Annotated in this window: 23 protein-coding genes and 1 CRISPR repeat array; of the genes, 3 read left to right on the top strand and 20 right to left on the bottom strand. The window is 65.5% G+C overall.

Features of this window, described 5'->3' with window-relative positions; genetic code table 11:
* Positions 1-2 precede the first annotated feature (2 nt).
* Both J0M27_RS11630 and J0M27_RS11635 read right to left on the bottom strand, forming a co-directional pair.
* A complete protein-coding gene (locus tag J0M27_RS11630; RefSeq protein WP_294991563.1) occupies positions 3-335 on the bottom strand; it encodes a DUF1840 domain-containing protein in 333 nt (110 codons plus the stop codon).
* Positions 332-1,135: an alpha/beta fold hydrolase gene (locus J0M27_RS11635; protein ID WP_294991566.1), complete on the bottom strand. Its 804-nt coding sequence runs from the start codon at positions 1,133-1,135 to the stop codon at positions 332-334. Before J0M27_RS11635 ends, J0M27_RS11630 begins: the two co-directional genes overlap by 4 nt.
* Positions 1,136-1,211: 76 nt before the next feature.
* Here J0M27_RS11635 and J0M27_RS11640 point away from each other — a divergent pair, with 76 nt between their 5' ends.
* On the top strand, positions 1,212-1,400 hold the full coding sequence (locus tag J0M27_RS11640) for a DUF2905 domain-containing protein (RefSeq protein WP_294991569.1): 189 nt from the start codon (positions 1,212-1,214) through the stop codon (positions 1,398-1,400).
* On the opposite strand, the gene J0M27_RS11645 is transcribed toward J0M27_RS11640, so the two are convergent.
* The 3 genes from J0M27_RS11645 to J0M27_RS11655 all read right to left on the bottom strand — a co-directional run bounded on the left by J0M27_RS11645 (position 1,381) and on the right by J0M27_RS11655 (position 5,680).
* Positions 1,381-2,613 carry a multifunctional CCA addition/repair protein gene (locus tag J0M27_RS11645; RefSeq protein ID WP_294991572.1) on the bottom strand — a complete coding sequence of 411 codons (1,233 nt, stop codon included), beginning with the start codon at positions 2,611-2,613 and terminating at the stop codon, positions 1,381-1,383. The two genes, J0M27_RS11640 and J0M27_RS11645, sit on opposite strands and share 20 nt — an antisense overlap.
* 158 nt (positions 2,614-2,771) lie before the next feature.
* Positions 2,772-3,707, bottom strand: coding sequence for a complex I NDUFA9 subunit family protein (locus J0M27_RS11650; protein ID WP_294991575.1), 936 nt, complete (start codon positions 3,705-3,707; stop codon positions 2,772-2,774).
* On the bottom strand, positions 3,704-5,680 hold the full coding sequence (locus J0M27_RS11655; protein WP_294991578.1) for a lytic transglycosylase domain-containing protein: 1,977 nt from the start codon (positions 5,678-5,680) through the stop codon (positions 3,704-3,706). Before J0M27_RS11655 ends, J0M27_RS11650 begins: the two co-directional genes overlap by 4 nt.
* 42 nt (positions 5,681-5,722) lie before the next feature.
* Between J0M27_RS11655 and J0M27_RS11660 the strand changes: the two genes are divergently transcribed.
* Complete coding sequence (locus J0M27_RS11660; protein WP_294991581.1) at positions 5,723-6,328, top strand: 5-formyltetrahydrofolate cyclo-ligase; 606 nt, start codon at positions 5,723-5,725, stop codon at positions 6,326-6,328.
* A 126-nt stretch (positions 6,329-6,454) separates the two neighbouring features.
* Here J0M27_RS11660 and J0M27_RS11665 read toward each other — a convergent pair whose 3' ends face one another.
* The 5 genes from J0M27_RS11665 to ilvA all read right to left on the bottom strand — a co-directional run bounded on the left by J0M27_RS11665 (position 6,455) and on the right by ilvA (position 12,531).
* The gene (locus J0M27_RS11665; RefSeq protein ID WP_294991584.1) at positions 6,455-7,609 is read right to left on the bottom strand and encodes a PatB family C-S lyase; all 1,155 of its coding nucleotides are present in this window, start codon (positions 7,607-7,609) and stop codon (positions 6,455-6,457) included.
* 184 nt (positions 7,610-7,793) lie between these two features.
* Positions 7,794-8,807 (bottom strand): caspase family protein, encoded by a 1,014-nt coding sequence (locus J0M27_RS11670; RefSeq protein WP_294991587.1) that lies wholly within the window; start codon positions 8,805-8,807, stop codon positions 7,794-7,796.
* A gap of 290 nt (positions 8,808-9,097) precedes the next feature.
* Positions 9,098-10,213: an autotransporter outer membrane beta-barrel domain-containing protein gene (locus J0M27_RS11675; RefSeq protein WP_294991589.1), complete on the bottom strand. Its 1,116-nt coding sequence runs from the start codon at positions 10,211-10,213 to the stop codon at positions 9,098-9,100.
* A 136-nt stretch (positions 10,214-10,349) separates the two neighbouring features.
* Positions 10,350-10,982, bottom strand: a complete 633-nt coding sequence (locus tag J0M27_RS11680) for a hypothetical protein (RefSeq protein ID WP_294991592.1) — start codon at positions 10,980-10,982, stop codon at positions 10,350-10,352.
* 43 nt (positions 10,983-11,025) lie between these two features.
* Entirely contained in the window at positions 11,026-12,531 is a 1,506-nt protein-coding gene (gene ilvA, locus J0M27_RS11685; RefSeq protein WP_294991595.1) for a threonine ammonia-lyase, biosynthetic, read from the bottom strand.
* A gap of 45 nt (positions 12,532-12,576) precedes the next feature.
* On the opposite strand from ilvA, the gene J0M27_RS11690 reads away from it, so the two are divergent.
* Positions 12,577-12,990 carry a YqaA family protein gene (locus J0M27_RS11690; protein ID WP_294991598.1) on the top strand — a complete coding sequence of 138 codons (414 nt, stop codon included), beginning with the start codon at positions 12,577-12,579 and terminating at the stop codon, positions 12,988-12,990.
* 163 nt (positions 12,991-13,153) lie between these two features.
* Positions 13,154-16,122: a CRISPR direct-repeat array (repeat unit 37 nt; unit sequence GTTTCAATCCTCGCCCGGCCCTCGCGGGCCGGGCGTC).
* 178 nt (positions 16,123-16,300) lie between these two features.
* On the opposite strand, the gene cas2 is transcribed toward J0M27_RS11690, so the two are convergent.
* The 10 genes from cas2 to J0M27_RS11740 all read right to left on the bottom strand — a co-directional run.
* Positions 16,301-16,591, bottom strand: a complete 291-nt coding sequence (gene cas2 / locus J0M27_RS11695) for a CRISPR-associated endonuclease Cas2 (RefSeq protein ID WP_294991601.1) — start codon at positions 16,589-16,591, stop codon at positions 16,301-16,303.
* 2 nt (positions 16,592-16,593) lie between these two features.
* The gene (gene cas1c, locus J0M27_RS11700) at positions 16,594-17,625 is read right to left on the bottom strand and encodes a type I-C CRISPR-associated endonuclease Cas1c (RefSeq protein WP_294991604.1); all 1,032 of its coding nucleotides are present in this window, start codon (positions 17,623-17,625) and stop codon (positions 16,594-16,596) included.
* A 4-nt stretch (positions 17,626-17,629) separates the two neighbouring features.
* On the bottom strand, positions 17,630-18,244 hold the full coding sequence (gene cas4, locus J0M27_RS11705) for a CRISPR-associated protein Cas4 (RefSeq protein ID WP_294991607.1): 615 nt from the start codon (positions 18,242-18,244) through the stop codon (positions 17,630-17,632).
* The gene (locus J0M27_RS11710) at positions 18,241-18,531 is read right to left on the bottom strand and encodes an addiction module antidote protein (protein WP_294991610.1); all 291 of its coding nucleotides are present in this window, start codon (positions 18,529-18,531) and stop codon (positions 18,241-18,243) included. The genes cas4 and J0M27_RS11710 overlap by 4 nt, the downstream gene beginning before the upstream one ends.
* A 9-nt stretch (positions 18,532-18,540) precedes the next feature.
* The gene (locus J0M27_RS11715) at positions 18,541-18,831 is read right to left on the bottom strand and encodes a type II toxin-antitoxin system RelE/ParE family toxin (protein WP_294991613.1); all 291 of its coding nucleotides are present in this window, start codon (positions 18,829-18,831) and stop codon (positions 18,541-18,543) included.
* Between the two features lie 48 nt (positions 18,832-18,879).
* Positions 18,880-19,773, bottom strand: a complete 894-nt coding sequence (gene cas7c / locus J0M27_RS11720; protein WP_294991616.1) for a type I-C CRISPR-associated protein Cas7/Csd2 — start codon at positions 19,771-19,773, stop codon at positions 18,880-18,882.
* Between the two features lie 9 nt (positions 19,774-19,782).
* Positions 19,783-21,516 carry a type I-C CRISPR-associated protein Cas8c/Csd1 gene (gene cas8c / locus J0M27_RS11725; protein ID WP_294991620.1) on the bottom strand — a complete coding sequence of 578 codons (1,734 nt, stop codon included), beginning with the start codon at positions 21,514-21,516 and terminating at the stop codon, positions 19,783-19,785.
* Positions 21,513-22,175, bottom strand: a complete 663-nt coding sequence (gene cas5c / locus J0M27_RS11730) for a type I-C CRISPR-associated protein Cas5c (RefSeq protein ID WP_294991623.1) — start codon at positions 22,173-22,175, stop codon at positions 21,513-21,515. The genes cas8c and cas5c overlap by 4 nt, the downstream gene beginning before the upstream one ends.
* A gap of 11 nt (positions 22,176-22,186) precedes the next feature.
* Positions 22,187-24,412, bottom strand: coding sequence for a CRISPR-associated helicase Cas3' (gene cas3 / locus J0M27_RS11735; RefSeq protein ID WP_294991626.1), 2,226 nt, complete (start codon positions 24,410-24,412; stop codon positions 22,187-22,189).
* 95 nt (positions 24,413-24,507) lie between these two features.
* A partial coding sequence (locus tag J0M27_RS11740) for an MATE family efflux transporter (RefSeq protein ID WP_294991629.1) occupies positions 24,508-24,883 on the bottom strand: 376 nt, incomplete at its 5' end.

Consider the following 24,883-nt stretch of genomic DNA (forward strand, 5'->3'; position numbering starts at 1 on the left):
GCTCAGACGCCCCAGACCACAGGCTTCTGCTTCTTCAGCGACCACTCCAGCAGTTCCAGCAACGGCACGGCGCGCTGGGTCAGGCTGACATAGGGGCGGCTGCCGCCGCCTTCGGCTTTTTCGCTTTGCGGCTGGTCTTCCGGATCGCGGCCGGCACGCTGCTGCTTGTCATCCTCGATCGCCGCCTTGAGCCGGGCGATCGCCTCCGGCAGCTGTTCGACGGTTACGATGCCTTTGTCGGTCGGCTCCTTGCCCATGAGTTTCATCATGCGCTTGGCGACATCGCCGAACATGATGACGTCGCCCGAGGCGGGGGACTGGAAGGTCACGATCATAGTTCGCGCTCCCCGAGCCAATCGAGTATTTGCCGGGCGGGCTTTTCCCAGTCGCGTTCCAGCATCAGGCCGTGGCCCATGCCGGGAAAGATGTTGGCTTTGACGCCGTAAGTGCGGGCTGTCATCTGTACCAGCGACGCCGGAATCAGGTGATCATGTTCCGCCCCCTGCACCAGCAGTGGCGTGCGCTTCACGCTGCCTGTTCGCGGCATCGCGAACAGGGACATGTCCCAGATCGCCCGATGCGATTCGGATTGCGTTCTCTTGTAGTAGCGCTTCAGGTCGTCGACCGACACCGGCTGGGCGAACAGCGCCTCGCGCAGGGTTTCCAGCGAAGCTTTGCCGCCGCTCATCAGGCTGTTCATGTCCTGCATCATGCCCGGCTTGGAGAACATCATGCCTACTGCCGCCGCCAACAGGCCTTGTGGCGGCACGGCACACATCAGCACCGCGCCGGGTGCCTGGTATTTTTCAAGGTACTTCTGCACCACGAAGCCGCCCATCGAATGCCCGATGAGGACCGGCGGCGCCGGCAGCTGATTGACGACGCTCGTTACGTCGCGCGCATAGTCGAGGATGGAAAAGCTGTCGAGCTGCTTGCGGCCCGGCGAACCGCCGTGGCCGGAGAGACTGACGGCATAGGCCGCATAACCCGCGTCGGCGAAGAACTGCAGGAAATGTTCCTCCCAGCACCAGGCGGCGGCATATGCGCCGTGGATGAACAGCAGGGGTGTCGGCTGCGCCTTGCCCGCGGGGACGCGGACCAGCACTTCGAGGTGTTCGAAACGGGGTTGATTCATCGCTTGGGATCGCCCGAGGTCAGCTGGCGCGCTGGGATATGATTGGTGTCTCCGGCAATTCTACCGCGCACCATCCATGCTGAAATGGCTGATCGTCCTGTTCGCCACGGTTTTCGTGATCGGCCTGATGCAGTCCCGCTGGCGCCAGGCCGGCCGTCTGCCGGGCGACCTGCATTTCCGCCTGCGCGGCAGGGAGTACTCCTTTCCCTTCGCCTCGGTGGTGGTGTTTTCGCTGGTGGCGGCGTTTATTGGCTGGCTGCTTTGATCGCGGCCAGCGCCGCGACGCGCGCGCGGCCGATGCTCGCCGCGATGGCCTGTGCGTCACCGCCCTCGCGGGTGGTGGCCCGTGCGATGCCGCCCGCATCGACCACGCGCACCGCCGCCAGCGCCGCGCGCCATACCGCCGCCGACGGGTAGTCGCGCTCCTCCCAGCCCAGGCGGCCACGGTAGTCGGCCTCGCAGGCGAGCAGGATCAATTCGAAGCGTTCCGGGCGGCGCAATGCGTCGCAGCGTTCGAGCAAGCCGAGCATGGTGTCGGCGCGCAACTGCTCGACCCGGTGCATGTCGCCGTGGTAGCGCGCGACGAGGCGCGCCACGTCGCGGCATTCGATCGGCACGCGCAGTCGCTCGCAGATCGCCTCGACCAGCGCCACGCTCTTGGTTTCGTGGCCGTGGTGGCGCGGCAGGATGTCGGCCGGCGTGCGCGCCTTGCCCAGATCGTGGGTCAGCGCGGCGAAACGCGCGGGCAGCTCCGCGCCAAGGCGCGCCGCCATGTCGATCACCATCATCACATGCACGCCGGTGTCGATTTCCGGATGGAAATCGGCGCGCTGGGGAACACCCCACAGGGCGTCCAGTTCCGGCAGCAGGCGAACCAGCGCACCGCATTCGCGCAGCACGGCAAACATGCGCGAGGGCCGCGTTTCCATCAGGCCGCGCGCGAGTTCCTGCCAGACGCGTTCCGCCACCAGCGCATCGACCTCACCCGCCGCGACCATGTCGCGCATCAGCGCCAGGGTTTCCGGCGCCACCGTGAAATCGGCGAAGCGCGCGGCGAAGCGCGCCACGCGCAGGATGCGCACCGGGTCCTCGGCGAAGGCCGGCGAAACATGGCGCATCACGCGCGCCGCGATGTCGGCGCGCCCGCCGTGGGGATCGATCAACGCGCCACTTGCATCCTTGGCCATGGCATTGATGGTCAGGTCGCGCCGCAGCAGGTCGTCTTCGAGGCGCACCTCGGGCGCGGCGTGCACCACGAAGCCGGTGTAGCCCGGCGCGGTCTTGCGCTCGGTGCGCGCCAGCGCGTATTCCTCGTGGCTTTTGGGATGGAGGAAGACGGGAAAGTCGCGGCCGACCTGGACGTAGCCCTGGGCAATCATCTGCTCGGGGGTGGCGCCGACCACCACCCAGTCGCGGTCCTTCACCGGCAGGCCAAGCAGCTCGTCGCGCACGGCGCCGCCGACGACGTAGGCCTTCATATCAGCATTGCTAAGAGCTTGTAAAGAAATCGTCGCGAGCGGGCCGCAGCGGGGTGCGGCCGGAGCGCAGCTACCGGAGCGTATGTCGATATACGCGAGGATAGCGAGCACCGCCCAAGCCCCGATCCGGCACGCGCAGTAGATTTATTCATAAGCTCTCAGGCGCGCAGGTAGGTCGGCGCGATGACTTCCAGCGCCGTGGCGACGCGGCCAAATGGCAGGCCGCAGCCGCTTTCGCAAACGCTGGGCACGCGCATCGATCGCACGTTGTCGCGCGTCATCGGGCCATTGGGGATGAACTCCATGGCCCAGGCCTGCAGCCAGGCGATGGCCTCGGGCAGACCGATCACGGCGCGCGGATGGCCGGCGACGGCGCTCGCGTAACGCACCAGCTCGGCCAGCGCGTACTGCTTCGGCCCACACAGTTCGTAGATGGCGCCGATGCTTTGCGAATTGGCGAGGCTGTCGGCCACCGTTGCGGCCACGTCCTCGACCCAGACCGGCTGGAAGCGCGCGGAAGCACCCGCCAAAGGGAAGAAAGGCGCGATCCTGGCCATGCGCGCGAACAGCGTAAGGAAGGAATCGCCGCGACCGAAGATCACCGAGGGACGGAAGATCGTCAGGTCCAGCCCGGCCGCTTGCAACGCCGCCTCGCCGAACGCCTTGGAACGCAGGTAGCCCGAAGGCGCATCCGCCGCCGCCTTGAGCGCAGAGACATGCAGCACGCGCCGCACGCCGGCCGCCTTGGCCGCTGCGGCGATCTTCTGCGGCAGCTCGACGTGGGCGCGGGCGAAACCCTTGCCATACGGGTCACCCTCACCACCCTTGAGGACGCCGACCAGGCTAATCACCGCATCCTGGCCTGCCATCAGCCGCGCCAGCGTGGCCGGATCATGCACGTCCAATTCCAGCACGCGTGCCGTCGGCAACACGGTGAGGTGTTTGGCGCCGGCCTCGCGCCGTGTCGGCAGCGTGAAACAACAGTCGGCGCCCCACAGGGACTTCCTTTGGTCGCTGGCGGGACGGCGAGCCAGCTCGCGGACGACCGCGCTGCCCAAAAAACCGCTGCCGCCGATGACGAGAATGTTCTTCACGGCAACTGCTCCACGCCGTTCTCGCCCTGTCCGCGCGCACGGATCATCCCCAGTCGGGCCTTGAGCGATTGCGGCCTGCCTTCGAACAAGGTGTTGTAGTACACGGCGTTGCTCATTACCTTCTTCACGTAATCGCGGGTTTCGCTGAACGGGATGGTCTCTGCATAGATCGCGCCTTCCAGCGGCCGGTCGGCACGCCAGCGGCGGGCGCGGCCGGGACCGGCGTTGTAGGCGGCGGAGGCCAGCACCGGGTGGCTGTCGAGCGAATCGAGCACCATCTTCATGTAGTGGGTGCCGAGTGTGACATTGGTATCCATTTCGGTGACGCGTGACGGGTGGTAGTTGTCGAGCTTGATCTTCTGCGCCACCCACTTCGCCGTGGCCGGCATCAGTTGCATCAGGCCCTTGGCGCCCACCGAGGACTTCGCGTTCATCACGAAGCGCGATTCCTGGCGCATCAGGCCGTAGACCCAGCCATTATCCAGCGCCAGCTGGTTCGCCTTGGGCCGCACCCGGTCGCTGAAGGGCGCGATGTAGCGCAGGTTGTAATCGTGCTGGTTCTGGGTGCGGTCGGCGGTGTTGATGGCGCGGTCCCAGACTTCGTGGCGGCGGGCCAGTTCGGCGGCGGCGAGCAGGGCTCGGTCGTCCATGCCGCGCAGCGTCCAGACCCATTCGCGCACACCCTCGATGCGCATGTCGGTGCGCAGCAATGCCAGCGCGCGCTGGAAGCCCGGATTGACCGAAGCCAGCGCCAGCTCCTCGGTACTCGGTACGGCGGCGCGCGGCGGAATCTCGATGTTGCGACCGAGTTCCTCGTCCGCGAGGTTGCCGTAAAAATTCGGCTGGCCGCCGATTTTCAGGAATAGGGCGCGCGCTTCCTCGCCATGTCCGGCGGCCGCCAGGGCGCGGCCCTGCCAATAGGTCCAGTCGGACTGCGCGGACAATGCTGGCGGCATGGCGGCGATGGCGCGCCGCACCGCGCCCCAATCGTGCGCGCGCAAGGCCGCACGGACCTGCCAGGCCAGTTGTTCGTCGGACAGCATGGTGGCGGCCGTCCGCCCGTACCAGTCGAGTGCTTCCGGCAGGTGGCGCTGCGCCGCCTGCAACGCAATCTGGCCCCAGGCGTAGGCGCGCTCCTCGGCGGAAAACTGGGTTTCAATGCGGGCGAAACGCCTTGCCGCATCCTGCGGATCGGCGCGTGCAGCGCGCTGCACGGCGAACAGCACCACCTCGCGACCGCCGCGTTTCGCGGCGAAGCCGGCCGGCGGCTTTTCGAGATGCCGCACCGGCGCCTGGGCAATGGATTCGAGTCCGCGCCCGTCGAAACCTTCGCCGGCCGGCAGATAGGCCGCCGCGCTGCGCGCCGCGCCGACGCGCTTGGCCTCAAACAAACGGCGCACGCGCTGCCAGACTTCCTCGACCGACAGGTTGCCGGCGGCCACCAGGTTATCGACCAGGGCCTCGCAGGCCTGCGGCAAGTCCTGACCGCCGGTCCATAGCGGTCGCACCATTTCGGCCGTGTCCGCCGCCCGTGCGGCATAGCAAGCCACCTCGGTGTCGGGCAGGGCCAAGCCCTGCAGTTCGCGGCGGAAGCCATCCCAGTCCGCCTTCTTGCCCAGCGCACGCAACCAGTCGCCGCGCAGCTTTTCGGCCAGGTAGGCACCCGGATGGCGCGCCAGGTAGTCGGCCACGCCGGTGGCATCGCCGTCCTCCAGGTGCAGGCGCAGCAACCAGTACTCGGCCCAGGCCTGCAGCGGATGCCCTTGCAATGCCTCAACCTGGCGCGCCAGGCGCACCCGCTCGCCATTGCGCCAGGCGTCCCGCGCCGCCATGAAGGCAGCTTCGCCCCGTTCGAGCACATAGGTTCCCGCCGGGGCGCCGAGTGCCGACGGCGCGCACAAGGCGGCGACGAGGGCAAACGCCACGGGGGCGACTCGCGACGAAGACAGGAAAGGTTTGCGCTTATAGTTCATGCGGTGATCTCGATTCGACTTCTTTCAGCCCAACATTAGCACATGCCCCCGACGACGCCGTCCGCCGAACACCCCGCAGATTCGAGAGCTGTTCGCGCCGCGTTGCGCCGCGAACGGCTGGCGGCGCGCATGGCGCTGGACGATGCCGGCCATGCGGCGCTTTCGTCCCGCGTCGGCACCCATTTGGCGGCGCTGCTGGACGCGCTGCCGGCGCAGACCGTGGCCTTCTGCGCCCCGCTGCGTCGCGAGTTCGACGCCCGTGCGCTGGTCGTGCGCCTGCTCGACCGCGGCTGGCGCGCGGCGATGCCGGTGGTGGTTGCGGCCGAGGCGCCGATGGTTTTTCGCGAATGGGCGCCGGACGCGGTGATGGCGGTCGATCGCCACGGCATCCCGATCCCGCGCGATGGCGCCGAAGTGACGCCCGAGATACTGCTGCTGCCGCTGGTGGCTTTCGACTCACGGGGCTATCGCCTTGGCTATGGCGGAGGCTATTTCGACCGCACGCTGGCGGCGATGGTTCCGCGCCCGCTGGCCGTCGGCATCGGCTACGAACTGTGCCGGGTGGCCGACATCCACCCCGAACCACACGATATCGCGCTGGACGTGCTGGTCACCGAGGCGGGAGCGTTTCATCCGCGCGTCAAGTAGAGCGTTCCGGCAAAACCGTTACCGTTCGCGGTGAGCCTGTCGAACCGCGTTTCTCCCTGCCACGAGGGGCCTGCGACAGGCCCAGGCCGAACGGTTTCGTTGGAAACGTCTCGCGGGAATGGCCTGCTAAGGCCGCGCCGCGCTGTCCAGGCGCCGCAGGGCTTCGTCGAGCAGCGAGCGCCGTGTGCCGAAATTGAGCCGGACGAAGCCCGGCGCGCCGAAGTCCGCGCCATCGGAGAGACCGAGGCCGTGTTCCTCGAAATAGCGCGCCGGATGGGCTACGCCATGGTCGGCGGCGAATTCGCGCGCGTCGATCCAGGCCAGATACGTGGCTTCCACCGGCCGCATGTCGAGGCCAGGGATGTCCTCCACGGCGCGCTCGACCGCGCGCGCGTTGCCGCGCAGGTAGTCGAGCAGGGCCGCATGCCAGTCGTCGCACTCGGTCAACGCCGCTTCCGTCGCTACCATGCCGAGCGCATTGACGTGGGGCACGATGCCATGCAGCGCGGCACGGAAACGATGGCGCAGGGTCGCATCGGAGATGACGGCGAAGGCACAGCCGAGTCCCGGAATGTTGAAGGTCTTCGACGGCGCCAGCAGGGTGATGCTGCGTGCGGCCACCTCCGGGGCGAGTGTCGCGAAAAGTCGGTGCCGGTGATACGGCGAAAGCACGAGGCCGTTGTGGATTTCGTCCGAACAGACCACCAGGTCGTGCTTTTCCGCCAGCGCGGCGACCTGCCACAACTCGTCCTCGCTCCAGGCGCGGCCGGTCGGATTGTGCGGATGGCAAAGCTGGAACAGGTTCGCCCTGCTGCCCTTGAGCACCGCGTCGACCGCCGGGAAATCCCACAGCCAGCCGGCGGAATCGCGCACCAGCGGAGCACTTGCCACGTGCCGGCCGGAGTCGACCGGCGCCGACAGGAAGGGCGGATAGATCGGCGTCGCGGTGAATATCGCATCGCCCGGCTCGCCCACGGCGCGGCAGGCGACATTGAGGCCCGACACCAGGCCCGGCAGCCAGACGATCCATTCCGGCTCGATGCTCCAGGCAAACTTGCGCGCGAGGTAGCCGGCCACCGCCTCGACCTGGCTCGCGGTTGGCTGGTTGTAGCCGAACACGCCGTGCTCGACGCGACGCCGCAGCGCCGCCAGCACCGCAGGCGGCGCCGCGAAATCCATGTCGGCGACCCACAGCGGGATGATGTCCCGTCCGGCATGCCGCGCCCACTTCACCGAATCGGTGCCGGCGCGCTCGACGACGGCATCGAAGTCGAAGTTCATGCCGCCGCCGAGCCGCCCCAAGGCGGCATGAAGTCAAAAACAGGGAAGCCGCTCAGCGGCTGAACCGAGGTCACCCCTTCCCTTGGCGGCGAAGGCAGGGTTTCGCGGAGCACTGCTCCGCGCTGCCGCAGCCGGCTGGCTGTGCAAAGCCAGCCGTGGAAAGGGGCTGGGGAAAGGGCATATTTCATGGCGTGCGGAACAGGAAATCGCCGCCCTCGATGTGTCCGGCCGAGACCACCGCGCCATACTGCGGCTGCTGCGGGTATTCGCTGGTGACGCCCTTGCTGACCTTGCTCCAGACCTGCGCGCCGGGCGTCAGGCCGCCGGCCGCCTGCAGGGTCTTGATCAGGTTCCAGGCGAAGATCGAATGGCCTTCCTTGCCTTCGTCCGACACGGGCTCGTCGGCGCCCGAGGACAGCACCAGCACGGAACGCTGCTGCAGGATCTGCTCCGGCGGCAAGTCACGGCCCTGGGTGAGCTTCCGTTCGCCGGTCAGGGTGCCGGAATAGCAGCTGTCGGAAATCAACATCAGTTGACGCGACGGGATCGCGGCCAGCAGGCGCGAGATGTCGCTGTTGGAGATCCAGCCCTTCGCGGTCTTGACCGAGGCATCGACCGGAATCCAGTAGCCCATCTTGACGTCGTCCAGCAGGTAGCCGTGGCCGGCGTAAAACAGCAACACGCTGTCCTGCGGCCGCACGTCGGCCGCCAGCGCATTGAGCGCCTCGATGATCTGCGCCTTGCCGGCGTCCTTGACCAGCCGCGTTTCATAGCCGAAGCGCGATTGCAGCACACCGCCGATCTGGGTGATGTCGGCGATCGGCGTTTCCAGCGCCGGGATCGGCGCCGGGTAGGCGTTGTTGCCGACCAGGATGGCGAGGCGACGGCCCGCGGCGGGCGGAGACGTGGCAGCGGGCGCCGCAGCCGGCGCCGCCGACGATGTTTCGGCGCGCGCCAGGCACTGGCCGCCGGCCGGGCTTTGTCCCGCGCCGCATTCCGGCAGGTCGGCGGCGGCGGGGTTCTTGCGCAGTTCCTCCAGTGCCTCGCGGTACAGCAGCGTGCGCGCCTGATGGCGCTGCATCTGGATTGCCTGGAACTGGGACATCCCCGGGATGCCGCCGGCAAACGGCATCGGGCGCATCTGGGCCAGGACAGGCAGGCTTTGCAGCAGGGCGATCAGCAACAGCAGGCGTTTCATGGCGTTTCCTCCAGCAGGTGTCGCCGGTCCCGCGACCGGCGGCACCGGTGATCGAAATCAGGCAGCGCCCGAATCCAGCTCGCCCGCGGCGTCGGTGGGTGCAATGCTGTCCATTCTGCCACTGCGCGGGGCGCCTCGACGGAGACTGATCGCGCGACATCGTCAGGCCCTGCCGCGTGCGGCGCCGGATCGGCGGCGGGTACCCGCGCTACTCGAAACCCGGCCGGCATCCGAAGAAAAAAGGCCGCGCCCTCGAGCGCGGCCCTGCCTGCAACTGACTCGGACAAGGTTCAGAAGCGCATGCCGATATTGCCGGTCAGGACACCGGATTTCTGGTTCGACCGGCCGCTTTCCCAGGTCGCGGCGATGCCGGCGTTGATGCCCCTGGAAAGCGAAAAGAAATTCATGCCCAGCGCCCATTGCCAGGCCTGCTTGCCGATCGGGTCAGCGCCGGCCAGCGACGACTTGCGACGGTCGCCGAGATAGGTGACGCCGGCATAGGGCTGCGCGCCGTTGCCCATCCAGTAGCCGACCTGGGCGCCGACCAGCATGCGATCCAGCTTGTTCTTCGCCGCCGTGTTGGCCACCGCCACGCCATTGACCGTGGTCAGGCCGAGGTCCTCTTCACCATGCAGGTAGCCCAGCTTGCCGGAGAACTGGAAGTCCTTGACCCACCTGGAATAGTTGAGGTTGGCCGCATAGAACAAGCGGTCTCCGGTGGAGTCGGCCCCGCCGAGCGCTGAGGTCTTGCCCGAACCCAGGCCGACCGTGGCGTCGAGCGAGAACTCCTTGTTGATCTGGTAACCGAGGTAAGGCGCGATCGCCCAGCCCTTGGTGGTCGAGGCCTCCCTGGCGGCGGCGGCCGTCGGCTGCATGCTGCCCTCGCCGCGGTCGATGGCAGCGGACACGCCAAGGACCAGTCCGGAAACGAAAGTGTAGTCGCCGCCAACCACCGCGTTGGTGACCGAGAGGTCATTCTTGATCTTGTTGATGCCGATGTTGAAATTCTGGCGGGTTTCGTTGTCCGCAAGGCTGGCCCAGGCGTTCCACGGGCTCTTGCCGCCGGCAGCCATGCCCCTCACCGGTGTGCTGGTCACCGCCATCGGACCCGATCCTGCCTGCATGCGCGCTACGAGGGAAGTCGAAATCGCGCCGATCTGGGTGAAGGACGAGGCGGTCACCACCGCCTGCGATGCCGACGATCCGCCCGGGAAGCAGCCCGGATGGGCGGCGACGAAATCCGGGGGCGAGGCATAGGGCGAACAAAATGCCGAATTGCTCAGGCAGCTCTGGTATTGGGAATAGAACGACGAGGTGCAGGTGGTCGACGCCGAGGCGAGGTTGGAAAACGCCAGCACGCCCAGCGAAACGCCGGCGAGCAGTCGATAAAGGATGGAATTGGCCATGATGGTCCCCCCGAAAACAATTTTGTGAAGGCAAAAGCCTACTCCGCGCCTGCGGTTTCCTCAAGCAAAACAGGGCCGTTGCCCTTGCCCGCAGCCTTGGCTGCTGCGTATTTGCCACGCGACTGGCGCCGCTCGCTCACTTGCGGGCTTCGCGCGCGTTCCTCAAGGCTTTCCGGTAGAGCGCGACGAGCAGCGCGGCTTCGGGGTTGCCGGCGCGGTCCTGCTTGAGTTCCACCATCAGCTTTTCCACCCGTTCCAGTTCGCGCAGTTCGAACAGCGCCGACAGGAGATAGGCTTCCGGCTCCAAATCATCCGCGCCGGCCTTGCCGCGCAGTTCCTGGTAGGTGGATTCCAGCTTTGCCAGCACATCCGGCGCCGCCACCGAGCGCGTCCGCGTCGCCGTCTTGCGCCCGTCGCCATCGGAGAGCGGCGTGCGTGCAAGTTGGCGGGCCACCGCCAGCGGCAGCAATTTGACCGTCGGCGCGGCAAGGCCTCTGGGCTCGCCGCCGCGCGCCGTCATTTCCAGGCCGCCGGGACCGGCCCAGGATTCGTGGCGGCCGTGCTCGAAATAGGCCACACGCAGGCGCGCATCCTTGTCCAGGCTGAGACGGTCGCCCGCATTGAGCCTGGCGTAGGCTTCCAGGGGCACCGGAGCGCCGCCCTCCTGCTTCAGCACCTTGCCCTGCACCGACATCACGAGCGCGACTTCCGCCGCCCAGGCCGGGCCGCAGGCAATGCAGAAAAACAGGATGCGAAGATATCCGTGCATCATGGTCTCCCGTGCTGCCGCCCGTCGCAAACCGCTCTCTGGTTCAGCCGAGGAACAGCCGATAGGCGGGGTTCTTCGATTCGTCCCAGTAACGATAGCCCAGGTTCTTGAGGAAGACGCGGAAATCCTTCATCTCCTTCGGCGGCACTTCCATGCCGACCAGCACCCGGCCGTAGTCGGCACCGTGGTTGCGGTAATGGAACAGGCTGATGTTCCAGCCCGCACTCATGCAGTTCAGGAAGTTCATCAGCGCACCGGGGCGCTCGGGAAACTCGAAACGATAGAGCAGCTCGTTCTTCACCTGCGGCGCATGGCCGCCGACCAGGTGGCGCACATGGTTCTTGGCCATTTCGTCGTCGGTGAGGTCGAGCGTGGCGTAGCCGTTCTTCACCAGCAACGCGACCAGCTTGCTCGCCTCGGCGCGATCGGCCACCTGCAGGCCGACGAAAACATGCGCCTCGCCGGCATCGTGGTAGCGGTAGTTGAACTCGGTGATGTTGCGGCTGCCGATCAGGCTGACGAATTTCTTGTAGGCACCGGGCTTCTCCGGCAGCGTCACGGCCAGCACCGCCTCGCGCTGTTCGCCGACCTCGGCGCGCTCGGCGACGAAGCGCAGGCGGTCAAAGTTCATGTTGGCACCCGAGGCTACCGCGACCAGGGTTTTGCCCCGCGCCTTGTTGCGCCGCGCCCATTCCTTGGCGCCGGCCACGGCCAGCGCGCCGGCCGGCTCGAGGATCGAGCGCGTGTCCTCGAACACGTCCTTGATCGCCGCACAGATGGCATCGGTATCGACCAGCACCATTTCATCGACGTATTCCTGGCAGAGGCGAAAGGTTTCCTGCCCGACGTATTTCACCGCCGCGCCGTCGGCGAACAGGCCCACGGAATCCAGCCGCACACGGCGACCCGCCTTGAGCGAACGGTCCATCGCATCGGCATCGGTCGCCTCGACGCCGATCACTTTCGTTTCCGGCCGCAGGCGCTTGATATAGGCCGCGACGCCGCCGATCAGCCCGCCGCCGCCGACGCAGCAGAACACCGCGTCGATCGGGTCCGGATGCTGGCGCAGGATCTCCATGGCGATGGTGCCCTGCCCCGCGATCACCAGTGGATCGTCGAAGGGATGGACGAAATTCAGCTTCTGCTTCTTCTCCAGCTCCAGCGCATGCGCATAGGCGGCATCGTAGGAATCGCCGGCCAGCACCACCTCGCCGCCGCGCTTCTTCACCGCGTCGATCTTGATCTGCGGCGTCGTGGTCGGCATCACGATCACGGCACGGATGCCGAGCTTTTGCGCGGACAGTGCGACGCCCTGGGCGTGGTTGCCGGCCGAGGCGCAGATCACCCCGCGCTTCCTCTGCGCGGGCGTCAGGTGCGCGATCTTGTTGTGGGCGCCGCGCAGCTTGAAGCTGAACACCGGCTGCATGTCCTCGCGCTTGAACAGGATCCGGTTGCCGCTGCGCGCGGACAGGATGGGCGCCGGCTCCAGCGGCGTTTCGATGGCCACGTCATAGACGCGGGCGTTGAGGATTTTTTCGAGGTAGTCCATGGCGGCCGGCAAAGGGTTCGATAGCCGCGAAGCGTAACATGGGCCATGGACTTCGCCTTCACCGCCGAGGCCGGCCTGGCCGGCCTTTTCCTCGCCAGCTTCCTTGCCGCGACGCTGCTGCCGGGCGGCTCGGAAGTCGTGCTGGTCGCGGTCGTGCAACAACATCCCGACCAGGTGACGGCCGCCCTCGTGCTGGCCACGCTGGGCAACACACTGGGCGGCATGACGACTTACTACATGGGCCGCCTGCTGCCGCAATACCTGCCGCCGCAAAAGTCGGCGATGGCGCGACGGCACGGCGCGCCCATCCTGCTGCTGGCCTGGGCGCCGTTCATTGGCGACGCGCTGTGCGCCGCCGCCGGCTGGCTGCGCCTGCCGCCGCTGCCCTGCCTCGCCTGGATGGCCATCGGCAAGGCCGCTCGCTACCTCGTGGTGGTAGCGGGAATGGGGATGGTCTGAGTCCATAGCACTTTTCATGGCTCACTTGGCGTATCGCCAGCGATCAAAGGACGTCCCTGTGGGGCGCCGACAATTTCTGATCCGCTTCCAAGCTCCCATCGCAATTCGCCATTCTTCAAAGCCGTCGCAGCAAGTTCGGCGGCGCCCTCGTCTTCGGAAAGTGGTTTCAATCCACGCCCGGCCCTCGCGGGCCGGGCGTCCCGCTATCCAGCGCTGATTCCAGTTCGAGCAATCGGTTTCAATCCTCGCCCGGCCCTCGCGGGCCGGGCGTCGACCACGTCGGCGCGATTGCCGGAGCCCATTCCGAAGTTTCAATCCTCGCCCGGCCCTCGCGGGCCGGGCGTCCTGCCAGCTCGCCATTGACAACGATCAATATTTTGTTTCAATCCTCGCCCGGCCCTCGCGGGCCGGGCGTCCCCGAACCCGCAACTAAACCCTGGTACCTGACATGTTTCAATCCTCGCCCGGCCCTCGCGGGCCGGGCGTCAGGCCACGTTCCACATGCCCCCCCTTTACGAGCGGGTTTCAATCCTCGCCCGGCCCTCGCGGGCCGGGCGTCCATGCTCGCCATCGGCAAGCAGTACAAATGCGTGGTTTCAATCCTCGCCCGGCCCTCGCGGGCCGGGCGTCCGCAATTCCCACGGCTCGCCCAGGTTGGTGTTGAGTTTCAATCCTCGCCCGGCCCTCGCGGGCCGGGCGTCTCTATCTGGCGGAAACGCTGGAGGACACCGATCGGTTTCAATCCTCGCCCGGCCCTCGCGGGCCGGGCGTCAGCACATCGACGTTGACCGCCTCGACACCAACCTGTTTCAATCCTCGCCCGGCCCTCGCGGGCCGGGCGTCGCTGCAGGGCTGGGTGCGGCGCATGGCCGCGCCGTGTTTCAATCCTCGCCCGGCCCTCGCGGGCCGGGCGTCCACGACATCGCTATCGTCCGGCGACGTGACGAGCGTTTCAATCCTCGCCCGGCCCTCGCGGGCCGGGCGTCTTGCGCTTCGGCCCATTTGATCGGGTCCGGCATATTAGTTTCAATCCTCGCCCGGCCCTCGCGGGCCGGGCGTCCCGTGGCGGTGGAGGACATACCCATGGGCGAAGTGTTTCAATCCTCGCCCGGCCCTCGCGGGCCGGGCGTCATGTCCTCGGCCATCCTGACCCTGCACCACCTGGGCGTTTCAATCCTCGCCCGGCCCTCGCGGGCCGGGCGTCCCGGCGGCCCCGCTTTAGCGGCACCGGCACAGGAAGTTTCAATCCTCGCCCGGCCCTCGCGGGCCGGGCGTCCGCCGACGCAAGCCTGCCTGCGCGCCGAGATGTGGTTTCAATCCTCGCCCGGCCCTCGCGGGCCGGGCGTCCGGCATTCACGGCGAAGGTGCCGCCGACCACGAAGTTTCAATCCTCGCCCGGCCCTCGCGGGCCGGGCGTCTTGGGCCGCGCGCCGGGGTGGTCGATGACTTCCTTGTTTCAATCCTCGCCCGGCCCTCGCGGGCCGGGCGTCGCGCGTCGGCGATCTTGTTCTCGGCGGCGTCGGTGTTTCAATCCTCGCCCGGCCCTCGCGGGCCGGGCGTCGTAAAACCCATTCACCGTGCAGTCACCGTCTTTTGTTTCAATCCTCGCCCGGCCCTCGCGGGCCGGGCGTCTTCCGCCACCTCGATACGCTGCACCTCGAGCAACAGTTTCAATCCTCGCCCGGCCCTCGCGGGCCGGGCGTCGCCAGCAGCCCGGACATCGTCGCCTCGATGTCATCGTTTCAATCCTCGCCCGGCCCTCGCGGGCCGGGCGTCCCTGATTGTTGGAGGTGGTCGGGGGCTACATCGGGTTTCAATCCTCGCCCGGCCCTCGCGGGCCGGGCGTCCAACTTAGCTCCTCGCAGGTGCACGCGCGATATAGGTTTCAATCCTCGCCCGGCCCTCGCGGGCCGGGCGTCGGTGCCCCCGCCACGGCCCACTGCAATTTGCTGTGTTTCAATCCTCGCCCGGCCCTCGCGGGCCGGGCGTCCCAGTCCGATTTGGCGTAGTGAATCGAGCGGCGGGTTTCAATCCTCGCCCGGCCCTCGCGGGCCGGGCGTCAGAAGCGCAGACCGCATTACGACCACTGCCATTAGTTTCAATCCTCGCCCGGCCCTCGCGGGCCGGGCGTCCCCGGACCAGCGCCACGCCCTTCTGCTGCGGCGTGTTTCAATCCTCGCCCGGCCCTCGCGGGCCGGGCGTCAACATTCAGCGAGAAAACTTGAGCATGGCCGATGTTTCAATCCTCGCCCGGCCCTCGCGGGCCGGGCGTCTTTCATACATCCCCCTTGGCTTTGGCGATTGAACAGTTTCAATCCTCGCCCGGCCCTCGCGGGCCGGGCGTCTCAACCTGACGGCGAGCACCAACGGCCAGCGGCAGTTTCAATCCTCGCCCGGCCCTCGCGGGCCGGGCGTCTCCGAGACGCCGCGACGCTGGCCGATACGATCGAGGTTTCAATCCTCGCCCGGCCCTCGCGGGCCGGGCGTCGGCCTCGCCGCGCTCGCACGGACAGGCAAACACGTCGTTTCAATCCTCGCCCGGCCCTCGCGGGCCGGGCGTCTCGCCGACAGCACCGCTGCGATCGTTTTACCGCTGTTTCAATCCTCGCCCGGCCCTCGCGGGCCGGGCGTCAGTGGGCCGAAGCCATGAGCACCAGCTACGCCGCGTTTCAATCCTCGCCCGGCCCTCGCGGGCCGGGCGTCCAGGACGTTGAAGTCGTCGCCGGTGACCAGGACGGGTTTCAATCCTCGCCCGGCCCTCGCGGGCCGGGCGTCTGCAGCGACGTCGGTAACGGGACCGAGCCCTCGGGGTTTCAATCCTCGCCCGGCCCTCGCGGGCCGGGCGTCAAGTGAAGGTGATCGCGGAAGGCAAGCACAATGGGTTTCAATCCTCGCCCGGCCCTCGCGGGCCGGGCGTCCTATTTGTTCATCCGTCAAATCCTCATCCAGGGCGTTTCAATCCTCGCCCGGCCCTCGCGGGCCGGGCGTCCTTGTTGGGTGGTTCGGGGTACCCTCGGACGCGAGTTTCAATCCTCGCCCGGCCCTCGCGGGCCGGGCGTCGCTTCACCCTGGGTGACTTCATGGGCGCGTACAAGGTTTCAATCCTCGCCCGGCCCTCGCGGGCCGGGCGTCAGGTCTAGCGCAACGCCATGAATCATCACGAACAATTCCGATGTTTGCGCGGACCGTACAACGACTTGTAGTTGCGAGGCAACTTGAATTCTCGTCTGACGGAACTCAAAAAGCAAAATCATTGAGTTATCGCCGTCGCGAACCGACCGCGATTCTCCCGACGCTTGCGATCCGCGCGTCATAGCACCAGCGGACCTTCGAAATTCACGGCCTTGAACTTTCCGTACTCGCGCACATGAAGTTCGACCGGTTCATTCAGACGGTAGAAACGCAAACAGTCTTCCGCCAATTCGATCTCGGCCAGCAGACGGCGCTCAAGTTCCTCGAACTGCATGGCGTCGACCTTGCACTCGAAGACCGACTTCTGCACCCTTTGACCGACGCCTTCGCATACCCGCGCGACACGCCTCAGGCGCCGGCGCCCTGCCTTGGTTTCCGTGGATACGTCATAACTGACGATGACAAGCATGGCTATTTCGGCGTAAATGGCAAGTAGATTTCCGCATCGCCGCGCACGAAACGCGCGAGCAATCGGGCCTGAACGAAGGACGTTAGGCCAAAACCAACCGTGCTTTCCAGCAATGGGTGCGTCACGTCTTCCTGCTTGCGTTCCTGATAGGCCGTGACCACGGCCTTGCGCGCCTCGTCCTTGAGCACTGTGGCGCCGCCGGGACGTTCGACAAAGTCATCGGCGTTGATCTGACGCCGATTGATCAGCGTCAGCGCCAGCCGATCGGCCAGCAGCGGCCGGAATTCTTCCATCAGATCGAGCGCAAGCGCGGCGCGGCCTGGACGCACCGCGTGGAGAAAGCCCAGTTGCGGATCGAGTCCGACGCTCTCGACCGCGGAACGCAGGTCGTTCATCAGCATCGAATACAGAAACGAAAGCAGCGCATTCATGCGGTCCAGCGGCGGCCTGCGCGTACGCCCATCCATGGTGAAGGCGACGCGCGCGTCGGCGCGCACGATCAGGCTCAGTACGCTGAAATAGCGCTTCGCCGCGTCACCTTCGATGCCACGCACGCCATCAAGATCGGCGGCGTGCTCCAGCCGGCCCAGGGCGCGGGCGAACTCTTCGGCGACTGCGGCAAGCGCGGTATTGTCATCATCCCGCCCACTCTCACGCGCGCCGCGCAGCAGCACCTGACGGCAGTTCTTCAGCTTGCCGGCGATGCAGGACTTGGCCACGGCAAGACAAAAGTCGGCGCTGGCGACACGGCGATGCTGCGCCTGACGCAGCAGGACATTGCCCGAAACCGGGCCTTCGAGCCGCGCCTTGAAGCGGCCGTTGCCATCGAGCAGCACCAGGCTCTTGCCTTCGTCGGCGAGGCGATGCATCAGGATCGGCGAGACCATCACATGACCGAAGCAGACCACCGAGGAAAGATGGTGCAAGGGAATCCGCAGCCGGGTTTCGTGTTCGATCTCGACGCGCAGTGTGTCGTTGTCCAGATGCAGATAGCTGTCGGGCAGGGTGACGTAGAGCGTATTGAGCAGTTGCATGGTGTCAGACCTCCACGTCGAACAGGCCCGTAGTCCGGGGCTTCACCGCCGGCTGGCAGAGTTCGCGCAGCGAGCACTTGTCACAGCGCTTGTCAAAAGTCGGCGCTGGCAACACGGCGCCATCGAGCAGCGCGCGCACTGCAGCGGTCGCTTCTTCCACACGCAGGCGCAGGCCTGAATCGATGGCCACCTCGCGCCGACGCTTCGATGTGGCATAGAACAATGCGCCGACCGGCACAAGCTTGCCGGTCATTTCTTCCAGACACATGGCCTGCGCCCCAAGCTGCAGGTCGTCGCAGGCCGCGATCCACGGCGCCTTGCTGCGGCTGCCATGTTTGTACTCCACGGGATAGGGCGTGCCGTCCGGTTCGAACTCGACAACATCGGCCTTGCCGATCAGGCCGAGGCGGTCGCTCCATACCGGCAGCGCGCGCTCGGTGCGAACCCCGGCGCGGGTCTCGACGCCGGGCTGGTCGACCTGCTTATGCACCGCCTGTCCGCGCAGTGTGTGCAGGTTATCCGCGAACACCTGCTCGACGTGTATCAGCGCGCACTGGCGCGGGCAGTAGCACCAGTGCTGGATAGCAGAAAGGGGGATGGGGTCGGCGGGGTCGATCACGCCATAGGAGAAGCATGCAATTGAAAACCGAGTGCGCGCACCACCTTCATCACGGTGGCGAACTCCGGATTACCCTCGCCCGACAGCGCCTTGTAAAGGCTCTCGCGCGACAGGCCGGTATCCCGCGCCAGCTGCGTCATGCCCCGCGCCTTGGCGATCACGCCCAGGGCATGCGCGATCAGCGCGGCGTCGCCTTCCTCCAGGCAGACTTCAAGGTAGAGGACCATCTCCTCTTCGGTCTTCAGATGTTCGGCCGAATCCCAGGGCCGCAACTTGATCGCTTTCATGCTCCGCTCCTACAGGCGGCGGGCCAGGTCCAGCGCCCGCTTGATGTCCTTCGACTGGGAGGACTTGTCGCCTCCCGCGAGCAGAATCACCACTTCCAGCTCGCGCTGCGTGAAATACACGCGGTAGCCAGGACCGAAGTGAATGCGCATCTCCGACACGCCCTCGCCTACTGGCTCGCAATCGCCAAAATTACCCAACTCCGCGCGGTCGATGCGGGCCTGGATGCGAACCTTGGCCCGAATGTCGCGCAGGCCCACGAACCAGCCGTCGAAGAGGTCTGTGGTGAGAATCTGCTTCACGGGTTATTGTAGCCCATGAGATACAGGCACGAAAGCATAAACGTCAGATCAGCCGACGATCCGTTCCAAGGTGACGCGAGGAAAACCTTCCAGCGGGCCAGCCGCCGGCGCTGCAACGGCAAAGTCGGCAAACCCGCGGGCCGGGGTATCCGGATCGTTCTGCGCAACCTGCACCAGGTCGAACAGCGCATGCGCCTGGGCATCGCCAAGCTCGCCTTCGTGCTTGAAGACATACAGGCCGCGCGTCGACATCTCGCCCCGCGCGGCGGAACGGTCGTGCTCGAACATATTTTTCAGAGACTCCCACAGCAGTCTGAGATCGTCCTCACTGAAACCAGTCTGCTTCGCCAGGTGAGCGGAGACAAAGCCATGCGCGCGATAGAGGCCGTAGGGCACGGTGAACTTGCGGCCCATGGTGCGGTTGTCGCCGCCTTGCTTCTCCGCCTCGGCTTCAGTCGTCACAGCCATGCGAGTAATCGAATGCTCCAGGGCAACGACCGGTGCCACCGAGCGGCCAAAAGTCAGTTGCACGGGGCCGCGCACCTGCCCACAGTTAACGCCCATGGACATCACTGCGCCGAAGGTCCGCACATCGTAAAAGTTCCTGCACATCCACTGCCGCGCCTCGTCGACCGCATCGCCGCCCTTGCGCTTCTTGTCGTCGCCCCTGAGCAGGTCGGCCTTGCCGATACCTTCGTAGGCCCGCTCGTGCTGACGATTGAGGATGGCTTTTTCCTTGACGTAGATTTCGTAGGGCGGCTGCTCGCCACGCGACATGCCGACATAGTTGCGCACCTTACGTTTCAGGCTCACATCGGTCACCAACCCATCACCGGTTTCGGCGTCCATGCGCGGCAAGTTGCCGGCATCCGGGTCACCATTGGGATTGCCGTCCTTCACGTCGAACAGCAGGACAAAGTCGTAGCGGTTGTTGAGGCTCATGGTCATTCCTTAGTTAGCGGGTTGATCGGGAGTTTCGATGGCGTCGGGCTTGTTGAAGAAGGCCTGACGCTGGTGGTAGTAGCCGACGGCAAAGCGCGCTTGTTCGGCCAGGGACAAGCGTGTGGGAATGTCGCCAAGGCCGTCGACGATGGCACCCAGCAGCTTTTCCAGATTCACCGCCTCGCCCCTGTTCGGCAGCTTCGCAAGGTGGTGGTTCTTCAGCTTCATCAACAACGGCAAGACCGTCACCGGCGTGGCGGAAAAAGCACCGTAGTAGCGTTCTCGAATGCTGGCGTTCAGGTTGCCCTGGGCGCGCTCCTGCACTCGCTCCAGAGCGGCAAAAAGGCGGCCGAGTCGGTAGCCCGGATCAGTGTTGTGTTCGTTCAGCGACACGGCAATCTCCTTGTCGTTCAGGTTGCGGATCAGATAAGCCTTGAGCAGGGCGGCACGCGGATAGCTCACCTCGCGCTCGGCGCGAATTCGTCGCAAAGCGCTCTGCATCAGGGTTTCGGGGTAGCGCTCGCCCTTCAGGATGGCGCGCATGACATCGCCACCAAGATTCGGCGAAATGTTCTCGGCCTTGCCGAGCAAGGCAGTGGCAGCCAGGAGGCGAAACAGACTCAGGGGTGCTCCCGTCTCGTAGGCTGGCCGGGTGATGTCCACTTCGTCGAAATATCGGTAGAAGGCGCGGCCCAATTCCTCGACGCTGGCTACATGCCAGAAGCGCACCGCGATACGCGCGGCATTGGGCGCGAGACCAAGCACATGGAAGCGTTGGCTGTCGTCGCTGGTAAAGGGCCGACCATCCCGGACACTGCGATAAAGGCTGGCTACCGCCTGAGTACCGGCATTCGGGTCGTCGCGCGGTGGTGAGAGGAAGTCGAGAAAGGCCGACTCGAAGACTTCGCCGCTGGTCTTTTCTGCCCAGAACACCGTCGAAGCGTCACCCACCTGCACGCGCTGACGCGACCCCTTCGTAAGCAAGTGGTTTAGCGCAGTCGTGTAGGCAAAGGCGGCGCGCTTGCCCACCGGCGCATTGAAACTTTGGTCCTTGCCATAGGAATTGAAGGCGCCGAGATTGAAGGAAACGATGTTGGCGCCTGAGGTCTGCGCACCCCATACACCCTTTATGGCCGAGTGCAGCCGCTCGATGACATCCAACTCGCCGGAGACAAGACAAAGGCCATCCGGCGTGCTTGCACCCCGGCCAGTCAGCGCGGCAATTACCGCCGGCCGCTGGCAAATTAGATCGGTATCCGTGTTCAACTGGAAAGTCAGTGCTGGATTAGTTTCCAGGATTTCCTGCCACGCGGGATGGCTCGACAGCTTTTCCAATGCCTCGTCGCGATGCTCGTCAAGGAAAGACAGTACGGCCCGCAAACCGATATCGCCAGGCGCTTCGCCGAAAGCCTCGATCAACTTGCCACGAAACACCGCGTGCTGCTCAGCCACGCGCTCCGGCTTGCCGCGTGTATCCACGCCGAGGACATACTCGACGCTGTCCCACAGCAAATTGGCGGCGACCCCCGAGGTCTTCTTGACGCCTTGAGGCACGAGCACGGCCCTCGCCACCTTTTTTTTGCCTTCGCCCTCCCGTCGGTCGGCAAGCTGTACCAACCGGCCGCCCGCATCCAGCACCAGAACAAAGGGGATCGCCTTGGGCTCGAATCCCTCGGGCGCCAGACCACCCTCGGGATCACTTGCCTTGCGGGCGTAATAGTCGTTGAGCGCCTGAAGGATCATCCCCGCACCTCCGGGCTCTCCGCACTTGGCACCGCCAACACCCCGCCTTTCAATTCGGCGCGGAAGAAGCGCGGCTTGGGATCGGCCAGATTGGAGAAATCCATGTCGTGAAGCATCCAGCCCAGATCGCGGCTCTCGTCTATCGGTGCCGCTGCCTGATCGCCACCAGCCAGACGAAAATCGCAGGCGAATTCGCGGCAACCCAGGTAGGGCTGATTCACGCACTGACCCTTGCCGGCGCGGCGCTCGAACATTTCGCGGAACTTGGCCGGCGGGTTGTTGGCGCCGGCCGTGGGTAGTACCTCCAGGTCAGCATGCAGGCGATAAGCGACATCGCGCAGGAAAAGCCCCGCCCGCTGCTGGCGCTCGTCCTCGATGTAAAGCGCGAGGTCGCCGGTGCCCTTGTTCATGGCGCTCTTGACGCTGCCTACCGGGACCACCGCGCCTACTTCGTTTCGCCGCAGGGAAATCCAGCGGATGGGCTTCAGCACTTCGATCTTGCGGATGCGCCAGCGGATCGCCGGCTTCCACAGCACGGCCTCGAACACGGCCCGCGCCGCCGACGGCGTGATGACGTCGTAGCTGACGCGCTCCACCTTCATCTCCGGGCGGGTGAAGCAGGCGAAGTCACCGGTAACTTCAAGGCAATAGGATTTCACGTGCCCTCCTTTCATACGACCAAGCTCGATGGTTCATAGTCCGGCACCGCTGGCAACAAGCCCAGCCTCGGGTGATACAACACATCGCTTTTCTGAATCAGGAAATCCTCGTGCTGCTCCAGGTCACTACTACCCAGCAGTTTTTTCCACTGGTAGTCGTAAAGCGTGACGGCATGTCGTTGCAGGCGGCGCATCAGTTCACGATGGGGGCCTTCGGCCTTCAATCGCCCGATCAGGTCCACACCGTCGCCCCAGCGCACGAATACCGACTGCTGCCCTTCATCGGGGATCAGGTGAAATTTCTGCGCCGCCGTGCGGAACTGGATTTCTCCTCGCGCGGCATTGCCTGTCAGCAGATTCATCACGCCCTCCATGTCGTGGCTGTTCACGTTGCTATAGAACAGATCGAAGTATTGGGCATAGTTTGCCGGGCTCAATGGCTCACCAGGTGAGCCTGCCAATACTAATTGCGCAGCTTGTTCGGCCTTGAGCAAAAGCCCGCTGGGCGAGGGTTTCGGTGGGTTGAAGACGATCACCCGGCCGCCTTTTCCGGGCAAACGTCCTTCGCGATTGCAGCGGCCCGCTGCCTGGGCGATGGAATCAAGGCCAGCCATGGCGCGATAGACGACAGGGAAATCCAGATCGACACCGGCTTCGACCAATTGGGTGCTGACCACGCGCACGGGCTGGTCGTCCTTGAGCCGCTGGCGAATGGCTGCGATAACCTCGGCGCGGTGTGCGCCGCACATGCGGGCGGAAAGATGAATGGCGTCCGGCGCCAACATGCGCCATAGCGTTTCCGCATCGTCGCGACGATTGACGATACACAGCACTTGCCGATGATGTCCCAGTTCGTCGGCGATGTCGCACCACTCGCGGCGATCTTCGGCCGACTGCGGCAGGCTGACGGCAACGCGCTCCAGTTCGCGGTTGAGCCGGCCTGGGTCGGGGGCAAGCTCCCGTGCGTCACCCAGGCCAACGAGAGGCCGCTCACCAAAGCGCGTGCGGGTCTTGGACAACTCCGGCTGGGTAGCCGTGGATAGGACGACCGAAACCCGATAGCGGGGAGCTATCAATTGCCGCAAGCCGTCGAGGATGGGCTGCAAGTGTTCAGGCGGCAGCAACTGCGCTTCATCGAGAATGACAACGCTTTCGGCAATGTTGTGCAGCTTGCGGCAACGCGACGGCTTGGCGGCGTATAGCGACTCGAAGAACTGGACATTGGTGGTGACGACTACGGGCGCGTCCCAGTTCTCTGCGGCCAGCCGACTCTTGGGTGTTTCGTTATCTATATCAAGGTTGCTGTGATGCTCGATCACCGGTGCCGGTTCGATGCCGGCGAACACACGGCGAAAAATGTCCGCGGTCTGCTCGATGATGCTGGTGTAGGGGATGACGTAAATCACTCGCTTGAGGCCATGCCGTGCGGCGTGATGCAGGGCAAAACCCAGGGATGCCAAGGTCTTGCCGCCGCCGGTGGGTACGCTCAGGCTGAACAGGCCCTGCGCTTCGTCAGCACGGGCGAGGCAGCCGTCACGAATTTCGGCCCGCAGCATCTTGACCGGAGTGTCGGCTATGGCGAAGGTCTCCGTCATGTAGCGGTCGTAGGCATCCCGCAATACGCCGATGTCCGCATAGTCTCCACGCTGGGAGGTGCGGGCGTCATCCATGAAACGCTCGGTATCAAGGTAGTCGGCATCGACCAGACTGGAAAAGAGCATGCGCAGCCAGAAATGTACTTCGCTTGTCTCGCTGATTGGCGGCCTCGGCAATCGGATTCCGGGATCAAGTATTTCAGTCGGAGCGCCACCCGATATTGCGTCGGCAAGCGTGGAACGCTCGTCCTTGATCTGTTGCGACAGCGCGGCCCCCACAGCTTCATCCGGGTGCCAGTCGGGCAGGCCGGCATGATGACCGGCAATCAGGTAGGCGAGTAACCGGCCATAAGCGCCATGAGTGTCCGCGGCGTGAATTGCACCGGCGATTGCATGCTTCACCTTGCCCGGAGCGGTTTCGATATGCGCATCGAAACCGCTAACGGAACGAATGTAAGTCTGGAACGCTGCCTGATACTTGCCGAGGTCATGCCATAGACCAGCGAGATTGCCCCATTCTGGCGGAGCGAAGACTACACAGGCCTGGGCCGTACGCCTTGCCACCTGTCGTAAATGCTCTTCGAGCTCATGAGTATCCCAGTCGCCGCGTCTACTCAGTCTGACGTGTGCAAGAAACTGCATCACCCGCCCCCTGATATGAATGAGGTCATCATACCGGTGGCATGGCTCACCACGCGCGCCACTAGAAACAAAAAGTCGGCGCTGGCGATACGGCGCTACCGGGCCTGCTGGACGCGTGAAACCCGCAAGAAGTAAATCAGCACTCCCGCCCCCGCAATCGTCAGGCTCGCCACCGCCGCAATCCAAAAACCGGCGGCGCCGCGCGCCGGGCCGAAGGCATCGGTGAGGCCCAGCAGGTAGCCGCCGCCCAGACCGACGCCCCACAGCGCGACGGCATAGATCAGCATCGGCACCGTGGCGCGCTTGTAGCCGCGCAGCACTTGGGCCATCACCGCCTGCACCGAATCGGCAAGGTGGTAGACGGCGACGATGCCGAGCAGCGTTGCGGCGGCGGCGGCAACGGTGGGATCGGACGTGTAGGCGCGCGCGAGCGGCGCGGCGCCGAGGAGCGCGCCCGCCGACGCTATAAGC

The organism is Sulfuritalea sp., from assembly GCF_017302275.1.
Taxonomy (GTDB): Bacteria; Pseudomonadota; Gammaproteobacteria; order Burkholderiales; family Rhodocyclaceae; genus Sulfuritalea.

Coding starts and splice junctions, on each gene's coding strand:
- cas8c (WP_294991620.1), bottom strand. CDS start 21,516: ATGATCCTTCAGGCGCTCAACGACTATTACGCCCGCAAGGCAAGTGAT.
- J0M27_RS11630 (WP_294991563.1), bottom strand. CDS start 335: ATGATCGTGACCTTCCAGTCCCCCGCCTCGGGCGACGTCATCATGTTC.
- J0M27_RS11710 (WP_294991610.1), bottom strand. CDS start 18,531: ATGAAAGCGATCAAGTTGCGGCCCTGGGATTCGGCCGAACATCTGAAG.
- cas2 (WP_294991601.1), bottom strand. CDS start 16,591: ATGCTTGTCATCGTCAGTTATGACGTATCCACGGAAACCAAGGCAGGG.
- J0M27_RS11640 (WP_294991569.1), top strand. CDS start 1,212: ATGCTGAAATGGCTGATCGTCCTGTTCGCCACGGTTTTCGTGATCGGC.
- cas1c (WP_294991604.1), bottom strand. CDS start 17,625: ATGCAACTGCTCAATACGCTCTACGTCACCCTGCCCGACAGCTATCTG.
- cas7c (WP_294991616.1), bottom strand. CDS start 19,773: ATGAGCCTCAACAACCGCTACGACTTTGTCCTGCTGTTCGACGTGAAG.
- ilvA (WP_294991595.1), bottom strand. CDS start 12,531: ATGGACTACCTCGAAAAAATCCTCAACGCCCGCGTCTATGACGTGGCC.
- J0M27_RS11660 (WP_294991581.1), top strand. CDS start 5,723: ATGCCCCCGACGACGCCGTCCGCCGAACACCCCGCAGATTCGAGAGCT.
- J0M27_RS11645 (WP_294991572.1), bottom strand. CDS start 2,613: ATGAAGGCCTACGTCGTCGGCGGCGCCGTGCGCGACGAGCTGCTTGGC.
- J0M27_RS11655 (WP_294991578.1), bottom strand. CDS start 5,680: ATGAACTATAAGCGCAAACCTTTCCTGTCTTCGTCGCGAGTCGCCCCC.
- J0M27_RS11675 (WP_294991589.1), bottom strand. CDS start 10,213: ATGGCCAATTCCATCCTTTATCGACTGCTCGCCGGCGTTTCGCTGGGC.
- J0M27_RS11680 (WP_294991592.1), bottom strand. CDS start 10,982: ATGCACGGATATCTTCGCATCCTGTTTTTCTGCATTGCCTGCGGCCCG.
- J0M27_RS11690 (WP_294991598.1), top strand. CDS start 12,577: ATGGACTTCGCCTTCACCGCCGAGGCCGGCCTGGCCGGCCTTTTCCTC.
- J0M27_RS11670 (WP_294991587.1), bottom strand. CDS start 8,807: ATGAAACGCCTGCTGTTGCTGATCGCCCTGCTGCAAAGCCTGCCTGTC.
- J0M27_RS11665 (WP_294991584.1), bottom strand. CDS start 7,609: ATGAACTTCGACTTCGATGCCGTCGTCGAGCGCGCCGGCACCGATTCG.
- cas3 (WP_294991626.1), bottom strand. CDS start 24,412: ATGCAGTTTCTTGCACACGTCAGACTGAGTAGACGCGGCGACTGGGAT.
- J0M27_RS11635 (WP_294991566.1), bottom strand. CDS start 1,135: ATGAATCAACCCCGTTTCGAACACCTCGAAGTGCTGGTCCGCGTCCCC.